Here is a 20,894-nt window from a genome sequence, read left to right on the forward strand (position 1 = left end):
TCGCCAGCCCGTCACCGGGAGACGGCCGGGGAACACCAGACCCCTGTGATCCAATATTGGGAAGCCGTGCAAAACGAAGCGGCCGCCGCTTCGGACGCGAAAACACCTTAATCGCAGTTCCAAAAGCACGACCATTTGCTTATGCCAAAAAATACATTATATACAAACTAACTGATCCGAACCCGGAGACCTCCATGCACAGACATGCCATAGATCCCGCCACCGGCACGCTGTCGCCCGGGGAAGAAATCCTCGAGGCCGCCGGCGTGCAGGCGCTGACCTGGTTCGCACAGGGCGTTGCCGACAAGCCCCTGATCCTCTTCGTTCCGGGCGTGCGGCACCTCGCGCGGATCTCCTACGGCGCCCATGACGGCGCGGAGCCGCGGCATTTCCTCGCCCATCACCTGATCGATCTGGGGTATTCCTTCGCCGGGGTCAGCTATCCCACCGACCCAGAGGACGGCGGGATTCCGGACAGCTTTCCCGGCTTCACCGTGCGGGACTGGGGCCGGATGGTGGCGGATGTGGCAGGCCAGCTTGTCGAGCGGCACGGGCTCAAACGCGAGGTCTGGGTCATGTGTTGGTCGATGTCGGGCAAGATCGCGCAATCCGTCCACGTGGCGATGCGCGAGGCCGGGCTGCGGATGCCGGGCATCATCGCCTATACCTCGACCGGCCCCCTGCCCGGGCTGCAGGGGGTGGGCCGGGATTTCGGAATGGCGCACAACGGATATGCCGCAAGCCCCGGCGATCGAGCCTCTGGCTTCGCCAAGGTCGCGCTGTCGAACGCGCTGGAGGGCCAGGAGGTGATCCCCGAGGAAGCCTACCGCAGACGCTATGTCGGCAATACACCCGCGGCTCTTCAGGGCGGCGGCATGATCTACCGCGACGGCGCCTTCGTGTCGGATCAGCAGGCGGTGATCGAGGATCGGGGCGGCATGGCCTTCAACGACATGCCGTTGACCGGCGCCATCTGGATGAGCCAGGACAACCGCCACAGCCTGACTGATCGGGCGGTCTGGAACGTCTACAACACCTTCACCGTCTGGCACCGCTATCTCGCCGCGCATGGCCTGAACATGATGGACATGGAACAACCGGCTCGGGACAGGCTGAACGCGCTGATCGGAGACCTTCAGAACCGCCTCTCCCGAGGCGTGGAGGGCCATCACTACAGCCTGGTTGGCCAAACCGGCGCCAGTGCCATCGCCGCCGCGGCCGATGAGCTGATCGCGGAGGTCACGGCGGTCGACCGCGACTTGCGCGAGATCCTGGGACTGGGCTGAGGCGGTTGGGGCCCGGTGCGCCGCTGGCGCGCCGGGTTATCTGCCAGAGAGGTCATGATCCCGCGACCGGGTCGGCTGATCCGCCGGATCGGGCCGTCGGATCTATTTGCGCCAGTGATCGGAGGCCCGACTATTCCCGCATCCCGACCAACAGGCGCAGGCACAACCTTCGACAGGCTGCCCCATTTCCCGGGGCGAATAAAAAAAACGGCCGTGGCCGCCCAACCTGGGAGACCACGGCCTTGCCTCGCGTCGGTTACGGCCTCGATTACGCCCGCCTCACGCCGTCTTCTTCTTCTGCTCCAGCATCTCGCGATACCATCCCGGCTGATAGGCCAGCGGCGCGACAAGCTGGTCGGCCCGCCCCTGCCAGTAGTCTGTCCCGTTCAGGAGGTAGCGCAGGCTCAGCTCGAGCCCCTGGCCGTACATCGACTGATTGGTGTCCTCGGCGCTGGCCGCCTCGATCGCGCCCTGGGACACGCTCTTGCCCGCGTGGATGGCGCGCACGACCTCGATGATCGGATCGTCGTCGAGATAGAACTTCGTCTCGATGGCGTATTTCTCCATCAAGGCCGGGTCCGGGTCGTTGAAGGCCTTCACCCAATGCGCGCTGTCGAGGTAATTCGGCTGGATGTAGTCCATCATGTTGTTGAACCAGACCATGAAGGACGCATCGTCATGCGGCTGGGGCGGCTTGAAGGTATGGGCGGTTAGCAGCGAGCGCTGGAACATCGTGTTGATGAAGGCCTCGAAGACCGCGCCGGTATCGCCGTGATCCTGGAGAAAGAGCGAGGTGAAGGGCGCCTCCTGGCCCGAGAGATAGACCTTTCGGAAGACATGCACGTCGCAATAGGCCGAGCAGGTCTGCATGGCGACCGGGTCGACCTCTGCCTCGCGCCCGCGGGCGTTGGGTCGGCCGATCAACACGCCGTGGGTCAAACTCCACTCCGACCCGGCATGCACCGAGAGATAGGGTTTGGCGACCGTATCGCAGGCCTGGTGGGTGATGCCGCCCACCGCCCAGGCCAGTTTCTTGTCCACCTCGGGATGCGCGTCGGGGTCATCCCAGCGGCTTTTCGCCTCGGCCATCAAGGGATGCATCCATTGGCCGCCGCCCCGGGTGCAGGCGCCGAGGCGGACGACCTGGGTCTGCCGGTCGCAGGCCTGGGTGAAGGCCGGCTCGACGCGGGCGTCGGCGGACATCAGGCGGAGACTGTCGTCGCAGATCGCCCAATGGGTCAGCATGTCAGACATAGGTCGTTCCTTTCGGTCAAGTGCGGCTCTGCACCGGCCGAGCGGAAGCAGAAAATACGCGGTGGTATTGTGGATTATGTATAATCCATTCTGCGGGATTGTGCAAGCTGCTTGAAGGACCCAGCCCGTCATGGGGTGGTTTTTCTGATGGCTTTGCCCCCGCCTCACGACCGGGCTTCTACAGCAGGTGCGCGGTCATTGCGCATCTTGGTGCGTGGCACCGAGGCGGAATCTCGGTCGAGGCCCGGAGGCCGTGGTACGCAGCAGACTTTGGAGATGACGGGACCAGCGCTCCGCTCCTGGCCGCACATCCTTGAGATCGATCGAAACGGGCGGAAGGCCCCCGCGGCCTTCTTTTCGGGCGCGGGGTTGTAGGCCTGACCTTAGGTTATATATAATGTATAATGTGAAATCAGGAGCCCGCCATGGTTAGTCTTCTATTGTTGGGAATGCTGGCCGCCGGGCTGGCGGTGCTGATCATCGGGGCCGACGTCTTTGTCGGACAGGCCGGAAAGCTGGCGCTGACCTTTCGCATCCCGCCGCTGGTCGTCGGCCTGACGCTTGTCGCCTTCGGCACATCGCTGCCGGAGCTCGCCGTGTCCCTCAATGCCGCTCTCGAAGGCAACCCTGGCCTCGCCGTCGGCAATGTGATCGGGTCGAACCTGGCCAACACGCTGTTGATCCTGGGGCTGGCCGCCAGCCTGACCGCCCTGCCCGTCAGCCGGGAATGCGTTCTGCGCGACGGCGCCTGGTGGATCATCGCCACCCTGGGCTTCGTTCTGGCCGCGCAATCGGGCGGCATCGGGCGGCTGGAAGGCGCCTGCCTCCTGGCAGGCCTCGCGCTTTACCTCTTCACCGCGCTGCGCGGCGGCGTCGATTTCGCCGAGGAGGTCGAACAGGAAGACGCCCCCCGGCACGGCGCGCGGAACTGGCTGATCATCGCGGGATCCCTGGGCGCGATCTGGGCCGGGTCCGAGCTGGCGGTGCATGGCGCGGTGGGGCTCGCAGGCAGGCTGGGTGTCTCCGATACGGTGGTCGGCCTGACCGTCGTGGCTCTGGGAACCTCCCTGCCCGAGCTGGCCACGACGCTCGCCTGCCTGCGCAAGCGCGGAACCGACATGCTGATCGGGGGGATCGTCGGGTCGAACATCTTCAACATCTTCGCGATCCTCGGGATCACCGGCACGGTCGCCACCTTGCCGGTGGCGCACTCGCTGGTGACCTTCGACCTGCCGCTTCTGATGATCATCAGCGTCGGCGCCCTGGTCATGCTGCGCACCGGCTGGGTGGTCAGCCGCCGCGAGGGGATCGTGCTCCTCGGCGGATACGCCGCCTACCTGGGAACCACGGCCTATGCGATCTAGCGGATGTGACGCCTATACGGTCTCGCCGAAGCGGGCCAACTTGCGCTGCGCCGAGGACCGGGCATGGGCGCGGGCTGCGGCTTCGGCGGCATCCTCATCGCGGGCGGCGATGGCGTCGAGGATCGCGCTGTGCTCCTCCTCGAGGTCGCCGTCGCTTTCGCTCTCCTGGCCCTTCGGCGCGGGGATGGAGCGGATCAGGGCGAAGAGATTGGCCGTGGCGCGGCGCATCTTCACCGCCTCGTCGTTGCCGGCGATCTCGCCGATGCGTTCGTGAAAATAGGTCGCCATGCGGCCCAGCCGCTTCGGCGAGCCGCTGGCGCGGGCCTTGCGGAGCTGGTCCTCGAGATCGCGCAGCGAGCTGATGTCCTCGTCCGTGGCGACGCGCGCGGCGCGGCGGGCGATGATGCCGTCCAGCGCCTCGCGCACCTCGAAGAGGCTTTCGGCTTGGTGCCGGTCGATGACGCGGACGCGGGCCCCCTTGTTCGGGATCATTTCGATCAACCCCTCGGCCTGCAGCTGTTGCAGCGCCTCGCGGATCGGATTGGTGCTCACGCCGTAGCGCTCGGCGAGCCCCTGCACCTTCATGCGCTCGCCCTGCTTCAATTCGCCCGCCAGGATCGCGTCGCGAATGGCGTTGTGGATCAGAGCGTAGTTGGTGCCGCCGATGGCGGGTGCAGGAGAGCGGCTCATTGACGTTGCCCGGTCGCGTTCATGTCTGCCCGGCCTCCCTTGCTGTCGTGCTGTTCCGTGGATATCGGACAGCTTGCCGATGTGCCAGCCGGATCACTCCGCGCTGTCGTCATATCTTGCACGCAGGTGCATGCTGCGCTGGGTCGGATCCGGCGTGGGAACCGCCGACAAAAGCGCCTTGGTATAGGGATGCGTGGGCGCGTCGCAGACCGTGCTGGCCGGCCCGAGCTCGACGATCTCGCCTTTGCGCATCACCGCGATCCGATCGCAGAAATAGCGCACCACGCCGATGTCATGGGCGATGAACACGAAGCTGAGGTCCAGCCGCTCCTGCAGTTCGATCAGAAGATCGAGCACCTGGCTGCGGATCGACACGTCCAGCGCCGAGGTCGCCTCGTCGCAGATGACCACCTGCGGATCGAGCGCGATGGCCCGGGCGATGCCGATGCGCTGCCTTTGCCCGCCCGAGAAGGCATGCGGGTAGCGCTCCATGACCGCGGGCGGCAGGCCCACCTGCTCCAGAAGGTCGGCCACCCGCTCCTGCAGGGCCTTGCCGGTCGCCACCTTGTTCATCTTGAGCGGCTCGGCGACGATCTGGCCCACGGTCATGCGCGGGTTGAGGCTGCCATAGGGGTCCTGGAAAATCATCCGCACCTGGCGGCGGTAGTTGGCCAGCGCGGGGCCGGTCAGCCCGGCAAGATCCACCGGCGCGCCGGCGCCGCTGTAGACAATCGAGCCGGCGGTCGGTGGCCGCACCGACGCAATGGCGCGCCCGAGGGTCGTCTTGCCCGAGCCGGATTCACCCACGATCCCGAGACTTTCGCCCTTCTTCAGGTCGAAAGAGACATTCGAGACCGCGCGGACGCCGGCGAACTGCTTGCCCATGAAGCCGGTCTTGCCGGGGAAGTGTATCCCGACATCCCTGACAGAGAGGATCGTGGGGGCCTGCGCCTCGACGATCTCGGCCTCGGGCGGCTTCAGTTCCGAGCGGCTTTCCAGCTTGATGACGGAGTCGAGCAATCTGCGCGTATAGGGATGCTTGGGGTTGGCGAAGATCTCGCGCACCTCGCCGCGTTCGACAACCTTGCCACGGAACATCACCACGACGTCGTCGGCGATCTCGGCCACCACGCCCATGTCGTGGGTGATGAACATCATCGCCATGCCATAACTCGACTGCAGCTCGCGCATCAGATCGAGGATCTCGGCCTGCGTCGTGACGTCGAGCGCGGTCGTCGGCTCGTCGGCGATCAGAACCTGCGGATTGCAGGACAGCGCCATCGCGATCATCGCCCTCTGGCGCATGCCGCCCGAGAACTCGAAGGTATAGCTGTCGATGGCCGCCTCGGGGTCGCGGATCTCGCAGCGGCGCAAAAGCTCAATGGCCCGCAGCCTGGCTTCGGCCTTGCTGACGTCCTCGTGCAGCCTGATCGTCTCGATGATCTGCGCGCCGATGGTATGCACCGGCGAGAGCGACGACATCGGCTCCTGGAAGATCATCGAGATGTCGCGGCCGCGGATTTCGCGGATGGCCCGGGAGCGCGGGTGCAGATCGGTGAGCGTGACAACCTCGGCCTCGCGCCCGTCGCGGGGGGCGGTGCGCAGGCGGACGCTTCCGCCCTCGATCCGGCCCGGCGCGTCCACGACCTGCAGGATCGAGCGGGCGGTGATCGACTTGCCCGACCCGGATTCACCGACCACGCAGGTGGTGCGCCCGCGGCGGAGCTGCAGCGAGACGTCGTCCACCGCCTTGACCACATGGGTGCGGGTCGGGAAGTAGGTGCGCAGATTGCGCACATCGACGATGACGTCATCAGCCATCTCGGGCTCGGTCGCGCCTGCATCGGGGCGGTCGGCCAGTTGAGCTTCGGTCTGCATGGCTGCCTCCATCATTTGGCGTAGGGATCGGCGGCGTCACGCAGACCGTCGCCAAGGAAGTTGAGCGCCAGCACCGCGACCACGACGGCCACGCCCGGCAGGAGAAGCCAGGGGGCGGTGGCGACCGTATTCACGTTCTGCGCCTCCTGCAGGAGCACGCCCCAGCTCACCACCGGCGCCTGAAGACCGATGCCCAGGAAAGACAGGGCGGTCTCGGCCAGGATCATCTGCGGAATGGCCAGAGTGGTCACCGCGATCGTGTGGCTCATGAAGGCCGGCAGAAGGTGCCGCGTGATGATGCGGAACTCGCTGACGCCGTCGAGGCGCGCGGCGATCACGAAGTCCTCGTTCTTCAGCGACATCACCTTGCCGCGCGTCTCGCGCCCGAGCGAGGTCCAGCCGATCAGCGACAGCAGGATGGTGATCATGAAATAGACGCCGAGCGGCGGCCAGGTCAGCGGGATCGCCGCGGCGAGCCCCATCCAGAGCGGGATGGTCGGCATCGAGCGCAGGAATTCGATCACCCGCTGGATGATGTTGTCGACCCGGCCCCCGTAGTAGCCCGACACGCCGCCCAGGACGAGGCCGATCGCCAGGCTGAGCGCCACGCCGACCAGCCCGATCGAGAGCGACACCCGGGTGCCGTAGATGATGCGGCTGAAGTTGTCGCGGCCCAGCCGGTCGGCGCCGAGCAGGAAGAAGTTCGCCTCCGGGTCGACCGTCCCGAAAAGATGGCGGTCCCATTCGAAGAGGCCCCACATCCTGTAGCTGTCGCCTTTTACGAAGGGACGGATCGGAATGATGACCTCGGGATCGACGGCGTATTCCAGCCGGAACGTCAGTCGGTCACGCTCCGAGGTCAGCCCCTTCACATGCGGATTGAAGGTGCCGTCCTCCTCGAAGAGATGAATGCCCATGGGCGGGGCATAGGCGAAGCTGCCGTTGGTCTCGTTCGGGTCCTGAGGGGCGAGGATCTCGCAGAACAGCCCGATGGCGTAGATGCCGATCACGAACCACAGCGCCACGACGGCGGCCTTGTGGCGCATGAACTTCCAGCGCATCAGCTGCCACTGGCTCGCCACGTCGACCGAGGGATTTCCCTGCGCGGGCATGTCCTCGTAGACATCGGCGCCCGGCGCCTCGGCCTCGCCGAAGGCGGTCCGCTCGCTGTCGTCGCTCACGGCGTTGTCCGGCGCGGATTTTCCAAGTCCAGTTGAGCTCGCCATGTCCTTACTCCAGCTTGATGCGCGGGTCGAGCAGCGCCAGGAGAATGTCGGAGACGATCGTGCCCACCAGCGTCAGAACCGACAGCAGAAGGATGAATGCCCCCGCCAGATACATGTCCTGGCTTTGCAGTGAATTGAGTAGCAGCGGCCCGACAGTCGGCAGGTTCAGCACGACCGAGACGATGACCGCGCCCGACACCAGGTTCGGCAGCACCCAGCCGACCGTGGAGACGAAGGGATTGAGCGCGATGCGGATCGGGTATTTGAAGATCAGCCGGATCTCGGACATGCCCTTGGCGCGCGCCGTGGTCACATAGGGCTTGTTCAGCTCGTCCAGGAGATTGGCCCGCATGATGCGGATCAGCTCGGCGGTCTGCGCCGTACCGATGACGATGATCGGCACCCAGAGATGCTTGAACAGGTCCCAGAGCTTGCCCAGCGAAAAGGGCGCATCGCGGTATTCCGGCGAGAACAGCCCGCCCACCGACTGCCCGAAATACTTGAAGCCGATATACATCAGCACCAGCGCCAGCAGGAAGTTCGGGATGGCCAGGCCGATGAAGCCGATGAAGCTGACGATGTAGTCGCCGATGGAATACTGCTTCACTGCGGAATAGACACCGATCGGGAAGGACACCGCCCAGGCAAAGAGCAGCGTGGCCACTGACAGAAGCAGCGTAAAGCCGAGCTGCCCCCAGATCAGTTCGGAGACCGGCTTGTCCCAGTTGAAGGAATAGCCGAAGTCGCCGTTGAAGACGATGCCGCTGATCCAGCGCCAGTATTGCACGTAAAAAGGCTGATCCAGGCCGTACTTCTGCTTGAGGAACTCGATCTGCTGGATGCTGACACTGCTGCCCTGCTCCTGGCTGGCCACATAGGTGGTCAGGAAGTCACCCGGCGGCAGCTGGATGATGACGAAGGACGCGATGGAGATCAGGAACATCATGATCACCATCGCCACCAATCTACGTGCGATATACGCCAGCATGACACGCCCTCCTCGCGGTGCTGCAATTTGGCCGTCCGCCTCCCCGGAGACCTTTCGAAGACCCTATCACCGGGCCTGACTCCGGGTCAATAAATAATACATTATGTGCGAAAATGAATGGCGCGGATCAGCTCTCGCCGGGCTCGTCGGGCGTCAGGGATTGCGCCAGCCGGCCCAGATTGCTCAACGGGGGCATGGGGTTGTGCAGGCCGCGTTGTCCGTAGAGTTCCCGGCGCAGCTTGCGCTGTGCGGGACCGGGCGCGAAACCCATCAGGCTTCCGTCGGCATCCAGCCAGGACGAATCGACACCATGGCACTCGGCGGCCAGGCGCCCGGACAGCTCCCGCAGGAGCCCGGCGTGATCCGACCGTCCGGCAAGGTCGCGGACCTCGCGCGGGTCGGCCTGCAGATCGAAGAGCTGAAGGCGGTTGCCCGCGGGATACCAGATCAGCTTGTGCCGCCCCTTGCGGATCATCCGCGTGGCCCGGTTGTCCTCGCCGCATTCGCCGTAGACGGACCGGACCGCCCCGGGCGCTGCCAGCGACCGCCCCTTGGCCCCGGCGGGGACCGGAAGGCCCGCCAGATCGCAGAGCGTCGGCATCACATCCGCCAGGCCGACCGGGTCGTCGCGCAGGGCGCCCTCGAGCTCTGGCCGCCGCCCGGCGGGCGGCACCAGGATCATCGGCACCCGGGCGGACATGTCGTACATCACCCGTTTGGCCAGCAATCCGTGATCGCCCAGCATGTCGCCATGATCCGAGGTGAAGAGGATCGCGGTGTCGTTCAGCAGCCCCTCTTCGCGCAGCGTGCCCAGGACCACGCGCAGCTGGTGGTCGATATGGGTGCACAGCGCGTAGAAGGCGCGGCGGATCCAGGGCAGCTCGCTGTCCTTCGGGCGCGCCCAGTCGCGGGTGGTTTCGGCCAGGGCCGGGATCTCTCCGATCCCTGCAGCCCAGTCGCCCGCGACCGGCGCGTCGATCGCCTCGGGCGGGTAGCGCTCGAGGTAGGTGCGCAGCGGCACCAAGGGCGGGTGCGGATGCGCGAAGGAGAGATACCAGAAGGCCGGCCGCGTGGGATCGCGCCGGCGAATGGTGCGGGCCATCTGCTCGGCCGCCCAGCTGGTGGCGTGCAGATGTTCGGGCAGGTGCCAGTCCCGCCAGGCATACTCGTTGTTCGACATGCCGTGCAGGTAGCTTCGGCCCGGGTATCCCTGGTCGGCGCAGTAGATCTCGTAATCGTCCACCGCGCCGGAGCCCGGGCGCCCCTCTTCCGACAGAAGGACATCGTCGAAGCCGATCCGCGCCCGCTGGGGGAACACATGCAGCTTGCCGACCGCATAGCTCTGGTAGCCCGCGCCGGAGAAGACATCGGCCAGGGTGGGCACGCCCTCGGGCATGAAGGCCCCGCCGTCGAAGACCCGGTCGCCATGCGCGCGCGGAGACAACCCGGTCATCAGCGTCCTGCGCGCCGGGACGCAGACCGGACATTCGGAATAGGCCGCGGAAAACCGGGTCCCATCCGCGGCCAGCGCGTCGAGCGTCGGGGTTTCGATCACCGGGTGGCCTTCGGCCCCGATAAGCGGCCCGGGCCATTGGTCGACCGTCACGAAAAGAACGTTTGGCCTTGCGGTCATCGGAGCGCCTCCTGCGCCTGCGTTGAAAAGGTCACCGCATGAGCCGGACCTGCCGGGCACGCCCTGCCCTCGCCCGAACCCCCGCCGCTGCGCTGGGCCGGGGTCCGTCCCTGCCGAGCGACTAGGTCTCGACCGCCACAGCCTGACCCGGCGCGCCCGGCAGCCAGCCCTCGTAGAACGCATGGTCTGCCGAGAGCGGCAGCGCGACCGGCGCCCCGCCCGCGCGGTCCGAGGCGTAGATCGCCGTGACAAGCTCGATCGAAGCCCGGCCCTGAGCCAGTGTCACCTCGGCACCTCCCTGCCCGTCCATCGCATCCCCCATGGCCTCGAAGAGGCCGGGAAAGCCTGCGTGCACGGCGCCAAGCCCCTCGGTGATCGCGTCGACCTCGGCCTGCCGCGCCGGATCCCGGGCAATGAAGGACCAGCCGGCCTCGGCGGGCGCATAGGGCGCATCGCCGCTCTCCACGGTCAGATGTTCGAAGACGAAGCGCAGCCGCGAGGTGTTCCGCGCCGCGCCAAGCGTCACCGAGGAGGTCGCCAGCGCGCCGCTTTCCAGCTCGAAGCTCACCGCGGCGCAATCCTCGGTTTCGATTGCATTGACCCGTGTCGCCAGGCGCGCCGAGACCGACCGGACGGGCCCCATGACAGCGACCAGCAGGTCGTGGTTGTGGATGGCATGGCCCAACACGCAGCCGCCCCTCTCGGCCGCCCAGGTCCCGCGCCAGTCCACGGAATAATAGGCCGCGCCGCGGTCCCAATGGGTTTCCAGCGCGGCAGCATAAGGCGTGCCGGTGAGCCCTGCCGCCTCCAGCGCCCGGAGTTTCGCCATTTCCCGCCCGTAGCGGTACTGGAAGACCGGCGTCACGCAGAGACCCGTCCGCGCCGCCGCGGCGACAAGCGCGTCGGCCTCGGCGACCGAAGCCACCAGGGGTTTCTCGCAGACCACGTGCTTGCCGGCCTCGAGCGCGCGCAGGGCCACCGAGGCGTGCAGATGCGGCGGCAGGCAGATGTCGATGACATCGATATCCGCGCGGCCGAGGAGCGCGTCGAGGTCATCCGTCACCTCCGCCGCGGCCCCGGCCTCGGTGAGCACTTTTTCCGCCCGCCCGGTGTCGAGATCGCAGAGTGCCACGACCTCGAAACGGTCGGGCAAGGCAAGATAGCCCTTGAGGTGCATGGCGCCGATCCCGGCGCCCAGGATCGCGACGCGGCGGATCATGCCTCGGCCTCCGCCATGGCCTGGGCCTGAAGCGCAAGCTCCATCACCGTAAAGGCATGGGCCTGCGGCATGGCGGTCTCGCCCCGCGTCCGGATGTCGTCGATCAACCGGGGGAAATAGGGCAGGCCCGCGTCCCGCGCGTCGATATGTTCGCAGCGGCTGCCGTTGACCAGGAACAGGTGATCGGTCGCATCGCTCCGTGCCACGTCGACGTATTTCCGCAGCTCGATGTAGCCCTCGGTCCCGAGGATCGTCAGTCGCCCGTCGCCCCAGGTCGGAAGCGCATCGGGCGTGAACCAGTCGACCCGGACATAGCCATGCGCGGCCTCGGATCGAAGCAGGATTTCCCCGAAGTCCTGCAGGCCCGGGCTTTCGGGGTTGGCGTGGTTCGCCACATGGGCCGCCACCACGCGGGGCTGCTGTGCCCCGGTGAAGAACAGGAACTGGTCAATCTGATGGCTCGCGATATCCGCGAGGATCCCGCCGTATTGCGCCCGGTCGAAGAACCAGTCCGGCCGGAGCTGCCGGTTCAACCGGTGCGGCCCCTGCCCCAGCGTCTGGACGACCCGGCCGATCGCCCCCTCGGCCACCAGCTCGGCGGCGCGGGTGACGGCGGGGACCTCGAAACGCTCCGAGAAGTCGATCGACCAGATCCGCCCGGTTTCCTGCTGCACCCGCCGCAGGTCCGCCAGTTCGGTGAGCGTCACGCAGCCCGGCTTGTCGACCATGACGTCCTTGCCCGCGCGCATGGCCTCGATGGCCAGCGCGGCGCGTTCGGCGGGAATGGCCGAGATCAGGATCAGCTCGATACTCGGATCGGCCAGGATCTCGGCCTTGTCCCGCTTCGGGACATCCGGGAAGCGCTTGACGAAGCCCGCCTCCACGTTGGTCGGCCGTGCCGTCCACCAGGCGGCGAACTCGGCCCCCGCAGCGATCATGTTGCCGGCCTGGCCGAAGATATGGCGGTGATCGATGCCCAGCGCTGCCATGCGAAGTGTCATGTATTGGTCTCCTGAACCTCTGTGGCCTGTCCTTGGTCGCGGCCCGAGCGCTCGATGGCCTCGATCAGCGCGTGGACCCGCAGCGCCGCGCGTCCGGGGATCAAGGGCGGACGTCCGTCGCGCAGGGCGGCGCAGAAATCGGTAAGGATGTCGCGATGCCAGGCGTGGGAGAACGCCATGGGATCGGCGCCGCCGCCCGAGGCCGTGGTCTCGCCCAGGACCTCGGTCCGGCCATCCTGCCACCGGATGTCCAGGCGCCCAGCATCAAGGGTCACGCTGGCCCGGTCGTAATGCAGGGTGAGGGTCTCGGCGCCGCCGGGATAGGCGGCGGTGGTCGCCATGACCGAGCCCACCGCGCCGCCAGCGAAGCGCAGAGCGACCACGGTGAAATCCTCGGCCTCCATTCGGTGAAACCCGGTGGTCGCGACCAGGGCCTGCACCTCTGCCACAGGCCCGGCCAGGGCCAGCACCAAGTCGAGCGTGTGGATCGCCTGGGTCAACAGGACGCCGCCGCCGTCGCGGGCATAGGTGCCGCGGCCCGGTGCGTCGTAGTAGGACTGGTCGCGCCACCAGGGCACGCGGATGTCGGCCATTCGCAGCGGGCCGAAATCGGCCTGCATCGCCTGCAATCGCCGCACCGGGTCGCGCATGCGGTGCTGCAGCACCACACCCATGGGCACAGCCGCACGCTCGCAGGTCTCGACCAAGCCCGAGGCACGGCGCAGGTCCCGCTCCAGCGGCTTTTCGACCAGCAGAGCCTTGCCCGCCGAGGCCAGGGCCTCGACCAGCGGAGCCCGCTCCGACGGCGGCGTGGTGATGACGGCGAAATCGATGCTGGGGTCGGCACAGACCTCCTCCAGCGTCAGTGCGGCGGGCCTGTCCGGCAGGGCGCCGCATTCGGCCTCGATGAAGGCACTTGCCCGGTCGCGGCTGCGCCCGACGATCCCGGAAAGCGTGACCTCCTCCTGGTCGGCGAAGGCCTGCACATGGGTGCGGGCCACCATGCCGGTACCGATCATCACCGCCTTCATTTTTGCCGTCATGCTGCCTCCTTGCTATCGCCGGGGATTTCCGAAATCTTGGCCGCGCATCTTTCGACCCCCCTCAGGATCAGACCACGCCCGTGCCGCGCATTGCCATCAGACCGGACCTCTCGCCGCATTTCAGACCGGTGGACCGCGGAGAGCCGGCGGCGCCGCAGATCGCGGCCGCCCTGCGCGAGGCCATCCTCACCATGGATGTCGCCCCGGGGCAGCCGCTGACCGAAAGCCACCTGGGCGAGGTCTTCGGCGCCAGCCGCACGCCGGTCCGCGACGCCCTGTCGGAATTGCAGGCCGAACGGCTGATTGTCCGCCTGCCGAACCGCGGCACGCTGGTCGCCCCGCTGAGCCGCAGCGACATCCTGGACGCGCAGTTCATCCGCGAGGCGCTGGAGCTGGCCAATATCCGCAGCCTGATCGACAGCGGGCTGCCCGAGGCCAGCCGCGCACGGCTGGAAGAGATCCTCGAAGCCCAAGGCGCGGCGGTCGACGCGGTCGACTGGCAGCGCTTCTCGCGGCTCGACAACGCCTTCCATCTCGAACTGGCGCAGACGACCGGCCGGGAGCGGGCGGCAGAGCTGCTCCAGGGCGAGCGCGCGCGGCTCGACCGGCTGCGCTATGGGCGGCAGCGGCTGCGCCACGAGCTCGAGCCCCTGTTCGCCGATCACCGCGCAGTCATCGATGCCATCGTCGCGCGGGACAGTGCGACGGCCGAGGAGCGCATGCGCCAGCATCTGCGGGTCGTGCTTGGCACGCTCGACGAGATGGCCGCAGAGAACGCGGAGCTCTTCGCCGACTGAGGCCGCGCCGCTCATTCCGACATCTCCAGCTGCACCTTCGCCGCGCGGCTCCGGTCGAGCGCCAGCTCGAGCGCGCGCCTGGCCTCGCTCCCGGGCAGCACATGGCTGATGATCGGCCTGGGGTCGATGCGGCCACTGTCGATGGCCTGCGCCGCCTCGGCGAACTCCGGGCCGAAGCGATGGGTGCCGACGAGGTGCAGCTCCTTGGCGACAATGCGGTTGAGCGGCATCGCGGTCATCGGGCCGACCCCGACCAGCACCATGGTGCCGCGCGGCCGCAGGGCCTCGACGCCCGCCGCGATGGCGGGAGCGGCGGCGGAACAGTCGAAGGCCAGATCGCAGCGCAGCTCCGCAAGCGCCTTGCGGCCGGCCTCGGTCGAGACATCCAGCCCGTCGTCGGCCCCCATCTCCTCTGCCCGGTCGAGCGCGGCGCGAGACAGGTCGGTCACGGTAATGCGCCCCGCCCCCGCGGCACGGGCGGCGGCCACGGTCAGGGCCCCGATCGGCCCTGCCCCCGTCACCAGGACGTCGCGCCCCGCCGTCTCGCCCGCCTGGCGGAGCCCATGCAGGCACACCGCGAGAGGTTCGGTCACGGCCGCCGCCGAGGCGGTCGTCCCGCTCGAGAACCGGTGACAGCGCCGCGCGTCGACCACCAGGCCCGAGCGGAAGAACCCGTCGACATGCGGCACCCGCAGAATGGAGCCGGAAAACCGCATCTCCGGACAGTGCTGGCTCTGCCCCGCGCGGCACGCCGGACAATCGCCGCAGGTCACCGCCGGGTTGATCGCGACCAGATCGCCGGGTGACAGCCCCGTCACCCCGGGCCCGAGGGCGCGGATCCGGCCCGCGGCCTCGTGGCCCAGGACGATGGGCGCGCGCATGGGCAGACCGCCGATGCCGCCCTCCTCGAAGTAATGCAGATCGCTGCCGCAGATCCCGCCGACCACGCGGTCGAGCGCGACTTCGCCCGGCCCCGGCTGGCCGACGCGACCCTCCTCGACCCGCACATCCCGCGCTCCGAACAGCCTTACCACGCGCACCGCTTCGGTCATTGCATCGACTCTGTCTTGATTTCCGTTTCTATTCTTGTATACCGGCATGCAATATAGATTCAAGACGTGATCTTGCGGCTGAGCGGAGGTTGGAATGAAACATTGCTGGCGCTGGTTCGGACCGGAGGACCCGGTTTCCCTTGCGGATATCGCGCAGGCGGGGGCGACCGGGGTGGTGACCGCCCTGCACGATCTGCCTCCCGGCGCGGTCTGGACATCCGAGGCCATCGAGGCCCGGCTGGCCGAGATCGCCCAGGCGCCCCTGCCCCTGACCTGGGACGTCGTGGAAAGCCTGCCGGTGTCCGAGGACATCAAGCGCCGCAGCGGCCCCTATCGCAGCCACATCGCCAATTGGATCGAGAGCCTGTCCAACCTGGCGGCGGCCGGAGTCCGGGTGGTCTGCTACAACTTCATGCCCGTCCTCGACTGGACGCGCACCGATGTGGCCCATCGCCTGCCCCACGGCGGCACGGCGATGCGCTTCGACCTGGTGGATTTCGCGGCCTTCGACCTGTTTGTCCTCGAACGCGCGGGGGCCGCCGGGGACTACCCCGCCGACCTGCGCGAAGCCGCCCGGCTGCGCGCCGAGGCCTTGGACGTCGACCAGCGCATGGCGCTGGCGCGGACCGCCGCGGCGGGGCTGCCGGGCGCGGCGGCCACCATGAGCCTCGCGGATATCCGCGGGTATCTCGATGCCTATCGCGGGGTCACGCCCGAGGCCCTGCGCAACAACCTCGCGGCCTTCATCGCCGAAGTGGCCCCCGCCGCCGAGGCGCTGGGTCTGCGGCTCTGCGCCCACCCCGACGATCCGCCCTGGCCGCTTCTGGGGTTGCCGCGGATCCTGTCTACCGCCGAGGACTACGCGGCCCTCCTCGGGATGGCGGAGACCACGGCCAACGGGATCACGCTCTGCTCGGGCTCGCTGGGGGCGCGCGGCGACAACGACCTGGCCGCCATGATGCGCCGCTTCGGGCCGAGGGTGCATTTCCTGCACCTCCGCAACGTCCGGCGGGAGGGCACGGGCGTGCCCTGCAGCTTTCACGAGGCGGCGCATCTGGACGGGTCGACCGACATGGTGGCGCTGGCCGCCGCCGTGCTCGAGGAGGAAAAGCGCCGCGCGGCCGAGGGTCGGGAGGATGCCCAGATCCCCATGAGGCCCGATCACGGACAGGCGCTGATGACTGATCTCCACCGGCCCATGCGTCCAGGATACCCGGCGGTCGGGCGCCTGCGCGGGCTGGCCGAGTTGCGCGGGGTCGAGGCGACCTTGGGCTGGCGAGGCGTGGCATGACCGGAGAGCGGCCGGCACGCCCCGCCCGACCAGCACCCCTCTGTGAGCCGGCGGCGCATCGCCACGACCTGGCCCCTGCGGCCAGGCCCGCGATGCCGCCGCCCGGCGTTTGGGCCGAGGCACTGCGCACCAGCGCCTTCACGAGGACCGACGCCTCTGCCCCTCAGACAAGGATCGCCACATGACCTCGGACCTGACCATCACCGCGGTGGAGACCCGCGAATATCAATGGGAGCGGGAAACCCCGATCCAGAACGGGCTGCACACCTACACCCATCACGAGATCAGCTTCGTGGAGGTGCAGACCTCCGCCGGGATCACCGGCTACGGCATCGGCCGGCCGCGACCCGGCGAACGCGGGTTCCGCAATTCCTTCGCCAAGAAGCTGATCGGCCGCGACCCGCTGATGACCGAGGCGATCTGGGCCGACCTCTGGTCGCCCAAGCTCTATGGCCGCCGCGGGCAGGAGACGCGGGCGCTCTCATCCCTCGACATGGCGCTCTGGGACATCCGCGGGAAGCTCGCCGGGCTGCCGCTCTATCGGCTGGTCGGCGGGTACCGCAAGGATATCCCCTTCTACACCGCAGGCGGATACTACGCGCCGGGCAAGGGCCTGAAGGAGCTGGCACAAGAGATGGCCGGCTACGTCGAAAAAGGCGCCCGCGCGGTGAAGATGAAGGTCGGCGCCGTCGAGATCCCGGAGGATGTGGCCCGGGTGCGCGCCGTCCGTCAGGCCATCGGGCCGGACATCAAGCTGATGATCGATGCCAATTGCGCCTACCGCGCCTATGACGCGATCAGCCTGGCCCGCCGCGTCGAGGATCAGGACATCTTCTGGTTCGAGGAACCGGTCCAACCCGACGACTACGCGGGCTTTCGCCGGATCTTCGAGGCCACGGGAATGACGCTGGCCACCGGCGAGAACGAATACACCAAGCACGGCTTCCGCGACCTGATCGCCACGGGCGCGATCTCGATCCTGCAGCCGGATGCGCGCTACACCGGGGGTGTCACCGAGTTCCTCAAGATCGCGGCCCTGGCACAGGCGCATGGGCTCGACATCTGCCCGCACGGCGACCAGCTGGCGCATCTGTCGCTGCTCGCGGCCATCCCCAACGCGCGGATGCTGGAATATTACCCCAAGGCGCCGGGCATGGCGGATGCCTTCCTGCATACCCGGCCGGTCAATGCCGACGGCACGATCACCGTGCCCGAGGTGCCCGGCATGGGGCTGGATCCGAACCCCGAGTTCCTGCGGCACGCCAAGAGGCTGGCATGACGGCGCTGGTGCTTGAAGAGAAGGGCAAGCTGTCGCTGCGGGACATCGCCCTGCCCGAGGCACTCGGGCCTCGGGACCTGCGCATCGCCGTACACACGGTCGGGATCTGCGGTTCGGACGTGCATTACTACACCGAGGGCAAGATCGGCCCCTTCGTTGTCGAGGCGCCCCTTGTGCTGGGCCACGAGGCCGCGGGAACCGTGACCGAGGTCGGCGCCGAGGTCACCGCACTTGAGCCCGGGGACCGGGTCTGCATGGAGCCGGGCATCCCCGACACGTCCTCTCGGGCCGCGCTGATGGGCATGTACAACGTCGATCCGGCCGTGACCTTCTGGGCCACCCCGCCGGTTCACGGCTGCCTCACACCCAGCGTCGTCCACCCCGCGGCCTTCACCTTCAAGCTGCCCGAGGGCGTGAGCATGGCCGAGGGCGCGATGGTCGAACCCTTCGCCATCGGCATGCAGGCCGCCACCCGCGCGGGGATCAAGCCCGGGGACACCGCGGTGGTGATCGGCGCGGGTCCCATCGGCATGATGGTGGCCCTGGCGGCCCTGGCAGGTGGCTGCGCCCGGGTGATCGTCGCCGACCTGAGCCAGGCGAAGCTCGACATCATCGGCGCCTATCCCGGGATCATCGCGGTGCCCGCGCAGGCGCTGGCCGAGACGGTGGAGCGGCTGACCTCGGGCTGGGGCGTCGATTGCCTTTTCGAGGCCAGCGGCGCCGCCCCGGTGTTCCCGCGCCTCACCGAGACGCTGCGCCCGGGCGGGACCTTGGTCCTTGTCGGCATGCCGGTGGACCCGGTGCCGGTCGATATCGTGTCCTGGCAGGCCAAGGAGATCCGGGTGGAGACCGTCTTCCGCTACGCCAACATGTACCCCCGCGCGATCGAGCTGATCGCCTCGGGCAAGGTCGACCTGAGACCGCTGATCACCGACACGTTGCCGTTCTCGGAGGCCATCGCAGCCTTCGACCGCGCCGCCGAAGCCCGACCCGGGGATGTGAAGCTGCAGATCCGCATGTCGGAATGACCCCGGGACCGGTGCGGCCGGTGCCGGCGCGCCGCGAGATGCCGGGCCTTGGCGCAACACGCTGACCGCGGCGGCACCGCCGCGCGGCGCGGCCTCGCAAACAAAGGAGCACGCCCATGCTGCGCAATCCGGTCTTGCCGGGCTTCAACCCGGATCCCTCGTTCTGCCGCAAAGGCGAGGACTACTACCTCGCGACCTCGACCTTCGAATGGTATCCCGGCGTCCAGATCTTCCATTCCCGCGACCTGGCGAACTGGACCCTGGTCGCGCGACCACTCAACCGGGCGGCCCTTCTGGACATGCGCGGCAACCCGGACAGCTGCGGGATCTGGGCCCCCTGCCTCAGCTATGCCGACGGGCGCTTCTGGCTCGTCTACACCGACGTCAAACGCTACGACGGCAACTTCAAGGACGCACACAATTACATCACCACCTGCGACACCGTGGAGGGCGCATGGTCGGACCCGTGGTACGTGAATTCCTCGGGCTTCGACCCGTCACTGTTCCACGACGACGGGCGGAAATGGTTCGTGAACATGCGCTGGAACCATCGCAGCCCAGGGACCGGCGGCAATCCCGCGCATGACAGTTTCGACGGAATCCTCTTGCAGGAATGGTCGCCCGAAAAGGGGCTGACCGGCCCGGTCACGAATATCTACGCCGGCACGACGCTGGGCCTGACCGAGGCGCCGCATCTCTTCAAGCGCAACGGCTGGTATTACCTCACCACCGCCGAGGGCGGGACAGGCTTCGACCACGCGGTGACCTACGCCCGGTCGCGCGAGCTTCACGGCCCCTTCGAGACCCACCCGCAAAACTACCTGATGACGGCGAAGGATGATCCCGAGGCGCCCATACAGCGCACCGGGCACGGGCAATACCTCGAGACCCACTGGGGCGCGCAGTACCACAGCTTCCTGATGGGCCGCCCGATCCCGGGCCCCGACGGCAAGGGCCGGTTCTGCCCGCTCGGACGCGAGACCGGTCTGGAGCGGATCGTCTGGCGCGACGACTGGCCCTGGCTCGAAGCGGGCGGGCTCCGGGTCCGCAGCGAGGTGCCCACCCCCGGCGCGGTGCGGCGCGCGCCCCGGCGCGAGGTGACCTACGATTTCGCCGGCCCGGACCTGCCCCTGGACTTCCAATGGCTGCGCACCCCCCATCCCGAGCGGATCTTTCGCGTCTCGAAAGGGCTCACCCTGATCGGCCGGGAAGGCATCGGCAGCTGGTTCGAACAGTCGCTGGTCGCGCGCCGACAGGAAGACTTCGCCTATGAGGCCGAGGCGCGGCTCGATCATTTCGACCCCGTGAGCTACCAGCAGAACGCAGGCCTGACGACCTATTACAACCGCTTCAAGCACCACGCCCTGATGGTCAGTCACGAGCCCGGGATCGGGCGGGCGCTTGTCCTGATGTCCTGCGCCGGGGATTTCCCCGACGCTCGCGTGTCGTTCCCCCTGCCCGAGCCGGTGCCGGTCGCGCCGGGCCCAGTCGAGCTGCGCGTGCGCGTCGATCACGCAGAGCAACGCTTCTCTTGGCGTCAGGACGGGCCGTGGCAGCCGATCGGCCCGGTGCTCGATGCCTCGGTGATCTCCGACGAGGGCGGGCGCGGTGCGCATGGCTCCTTCACCGGGGCCTTCGTGGGTATGGCGGCCTTCGACACCTCCGGCGAGGCGGCGGAAGCGCACTTCGGCCGGTTCACCTATCGCCCGCTTGCGGCGGAACGCCGGCAAAGGTGATCGCAGAGCCGGTCACGCGGCGGGGGCAGGACAGGGTGATCGCCTGCACGCAGTCGATTGCCCAGCGATGGCAGACGTCAACGACCGGGTTTTGCTGACACCGCCTGCAGAGCCACCGCCTGTCTAAGC

Annotated in this window: 17 protein-coding genes; 7 read left to right on the top strand and 10 right to left on the bottom strand. The window is 67.8% G+C overall.

The window, feature by feature from the left end; all coding sequences use genetic code 11:
• Nucleotides 1-194: 194 nt before the first annotated feature.
• Complete coding sequence (locus LR948_RS01905) at nucleotides 195-1,286, top strand: hypothetical protein (protein WP_232752239.1); 1,092 nt, start codon at nucleotides 195-197, stop codon at nucleotides 1,284-1,286.
• 279 nt (nucleotides 1,287-1,565) lie between these two features.
• Here the strand turns inward: LR948_RS01905 and LR948_RS01910 are convergent, their stop codons facing one another.
• Nucleotides 1,566-2,540: a hypothetical protein gene (locus tag LR948_RS01910; protein WP_232752240.1), complete on the bottom strand. Its 975-nt coding sequence runs from the start codon at nucleotides 2,538-2,540 to the stop codon at nucleotides 1,566-1,568.
• Nucleotides 2,541-2,965: 425 nt separating this feature from the next.
• Here LR948_RS01910 and LR948_RS01915 point away from each other — a divergent pair, with 425 nt between their 5' ends.
• Nucleotides 2,966-3,904 (top strand): calcium/sodium antiporter, encoded by a 939-nt coding sequence (locus LR948_RS01915; RefSeq protein WP_232752241.1) that lies wholly within the window; start codon nucleotides 2,966-2,968, stop codon nucleotides 3,902-3,904.
• 12 nt (nucleotides 3,905-3,916) lie between these two features.
• On the opposite strand, the gene LR948_RS01920 is transcribed toward LR948_RS01915, so the two are convergent.
• The 8 genes from LR948_RS01920 to LR948_RS01955 form a co-directional block, all read right to left on the bottom strand.
• Nucleotides 3,917-4,594, bottom strand: coding sequence for a GntR family transcriptional regulator (locus LR948_RS01920; RefSeq protein WP_232752242.1), 678 nt, complete (start codon nucleotides 4,592-4,594; stop codon nucleotides 3,917-3,919).
• Between the two features lie 93 nt (nucleotides 4,595-4,687).
• Nucleotides 4,688-6,472 (bottom strand): ABC transporter ATP-binding protein, encoded by a 1,785-nt coding sequence (locus LR948_RS01925; protein ID WP_232752243.1) that lies wholly within the window; start codon nucleotides 6,470-6,472, stop codon nucleotides 4,688-4,690.
• Nucleotides 6,473-6,483: 11 nt separating this feature from the next.
• Nucleotides 6,484-7,653: an ABC transporter permease gene (locus LR948_RS01930; RefSeq protein ID WP_232752244.1), complete on the bottom strand. Its 1,170-nt coding sequence runs from the start codon at nucleotides 7,651-7,653 to the stop codon at nucleotides 6,484-6,486.
• A gap of 49 nt (nucleotides 7,654-7,702) precedes the next feature.
• Nucleotides 7,703-8,686, bottom strand: coding sequence for an ABC transporter permease (locus LR948_RS01935; protein WP_232752245.1), 984 nt, complete (start codon nucleotides 8,684-8,686; stop codon nucleotides 7,703-7,705).
• Between the two features lie 127 nt (nucleotides 8,687-8,813).
• Complete coding sequence (locus LR948_RS01940; protein ID WP_232752246.1) at nucleotides 8,814-10,319, bottom strand: sulfatase-like hydrolase/transferase; 1,506 nt, start codon at nucleotides 10,317-10,319, stop codon at nucleotides 8,814-8,816.
• Nucleotides 10,320-10,440: 121 nt separating this feature from the next.
• The gene (locus LR948_RS01945; protein WP_232752247.1) at nucleotides 10,441-11,538 is read right to left on the bottom strand and encodes a Gfo/Idh/MocA family protein; all 1,098 of its coding nucleotides are present in this window, start codon (nucleotides 11,536-11,538) and stop codon (nucleotides 10,441-10,443) included.
• Nucleotides 11,535-12,539 (bottom strand): Gfo/Idh/MocA family protein, encoded by a 1,005-nt coding sequence (locus LR948_RS01950; RefSeq protein ID WP_232752248.1) that lies wholly within the window; start codon nucleotides 12,537-12,539, stop codon nucleotides 11,535-11,537. The genes LR948_RS01945 and LR948_RS01950 overlap by 4 nt, the downstream gene beginning before the upstream one ends.
• Nucleotides 12,536-13,582 (bottom strand): Gfo/Idh/MocA family protein, encoded by a 1,047-nt coding sequence (locus tag LR948_RS01955; protein WP_232752249.1) that lies wholly within the window; start codon nucleotides 13,580-13,582, stop codon nucleotides 12,536-12,538. The genes LR948_RS01950 and LR948_RS01955 overlap by 4 nt, the downstream gene beginning before the upstream one ends.
• A gap of 80 nt (nucleotides 13,583-13,662) precedes the next feature.
• On the opposite strand from LR948_RS01955, the gene LR948_RS01960 reads away from it, so the two are divergent.
• Nucleotides 13,663-14,379, top strand: a complete 717-nt coding sequence (locus LR948_RS01960) for a GntR family transcriptional regulator (protein WP_232752250.1) — start codon at nucleotides 13,663-13,665, stop codon at nucleotides 14,377-14,379.
• A gap of 11 nt (nucleotides 14,380-14,390) precedes the next feature.
• Here the strand turns inward: LR948_RS01960 and LR948_RS01965 are convergent, their stop codons facing one another.
• A complete protein-coding gene (locus LR948_RS01965) occupies nucleotides 14,391-15,431 on the bottom strand; it encodes an L-idonate 5-dehydrogenase (protein ID WP_232752251.1) in 1,041 nt (346 codons plus the stop codon).
• A 94-nt stretch (nucleotides 15,432-15,525) separates the two neighbouring features.
• On the opposite strand from LR948_RS01965, the gene uxuA reads away from it, so the two are divergent.
• From uxuA to LR948_RS01985, 4 genes are all read left to right on the top strand, one after another.
• Nucleotides 15,526-16,722, top strand: a complete 1,197-nt coding sequence (gene uxuA / locus LR948_RS01970; RefSeq protein WP_232752252.1) for a mannonate dehydratase — start codon at nucleotides 15,526-15,528, stop codon at nucleotides 16,720-16,722.
• 181 nt (nucleotides 16,723-16,903) lie between these two features.
• Nucleotides 16,904-18,001 (top strand): mandelate racemase/muconate lactonizing enzyme family protein, encoded by a 1,098-nt coding sequence (locus LR948_RS01975; protein ID WP_232752253.1) that lies wholly within the window; start codon nucleotides 16,904-16,906, stop codon nucleotides 17,999-18,001.
• Complete coding sequence (locus LR948_RS01980; protein WP_232752254.1) at nucleotides 17,998-19,029, top strand: NAD(P)-dependent alcohol dehydrogenase; 1,032 nt, start codon at nucleotides 17,998-18,000, stop codon at nucleotides 19,027-19,029. The genes LR948_RS01975 and LR948_RS01980 overlap by 4 nt, the downstream gene beginning before the upstream one ends.
• A 116-nt stretch (nucleotides 19,030-19,145) precedes the next feature.
• Nucleotides 19,146-20,765, top strand: coding sequence for a glycoside hydrolase family 43 protein (locus LR948_RS01985; protein ID WP_232752255.1), 1,620 nt, complete (start codon nucleotides 19,146-19,148; stop codon nucleotides 20,763-20,765).
• Nucleotides 20,766-20,894 lie beyond the last annotated feature (129 nt).

This window comes from Roseivivax sp. GX 12232, assembly GCF_021272185.1.
GTDB lineage: Bacteria > Pseudomonadota > Alphaproteobacteria > Rhodobacterales > Rhodobacteraceae > Roseivivax.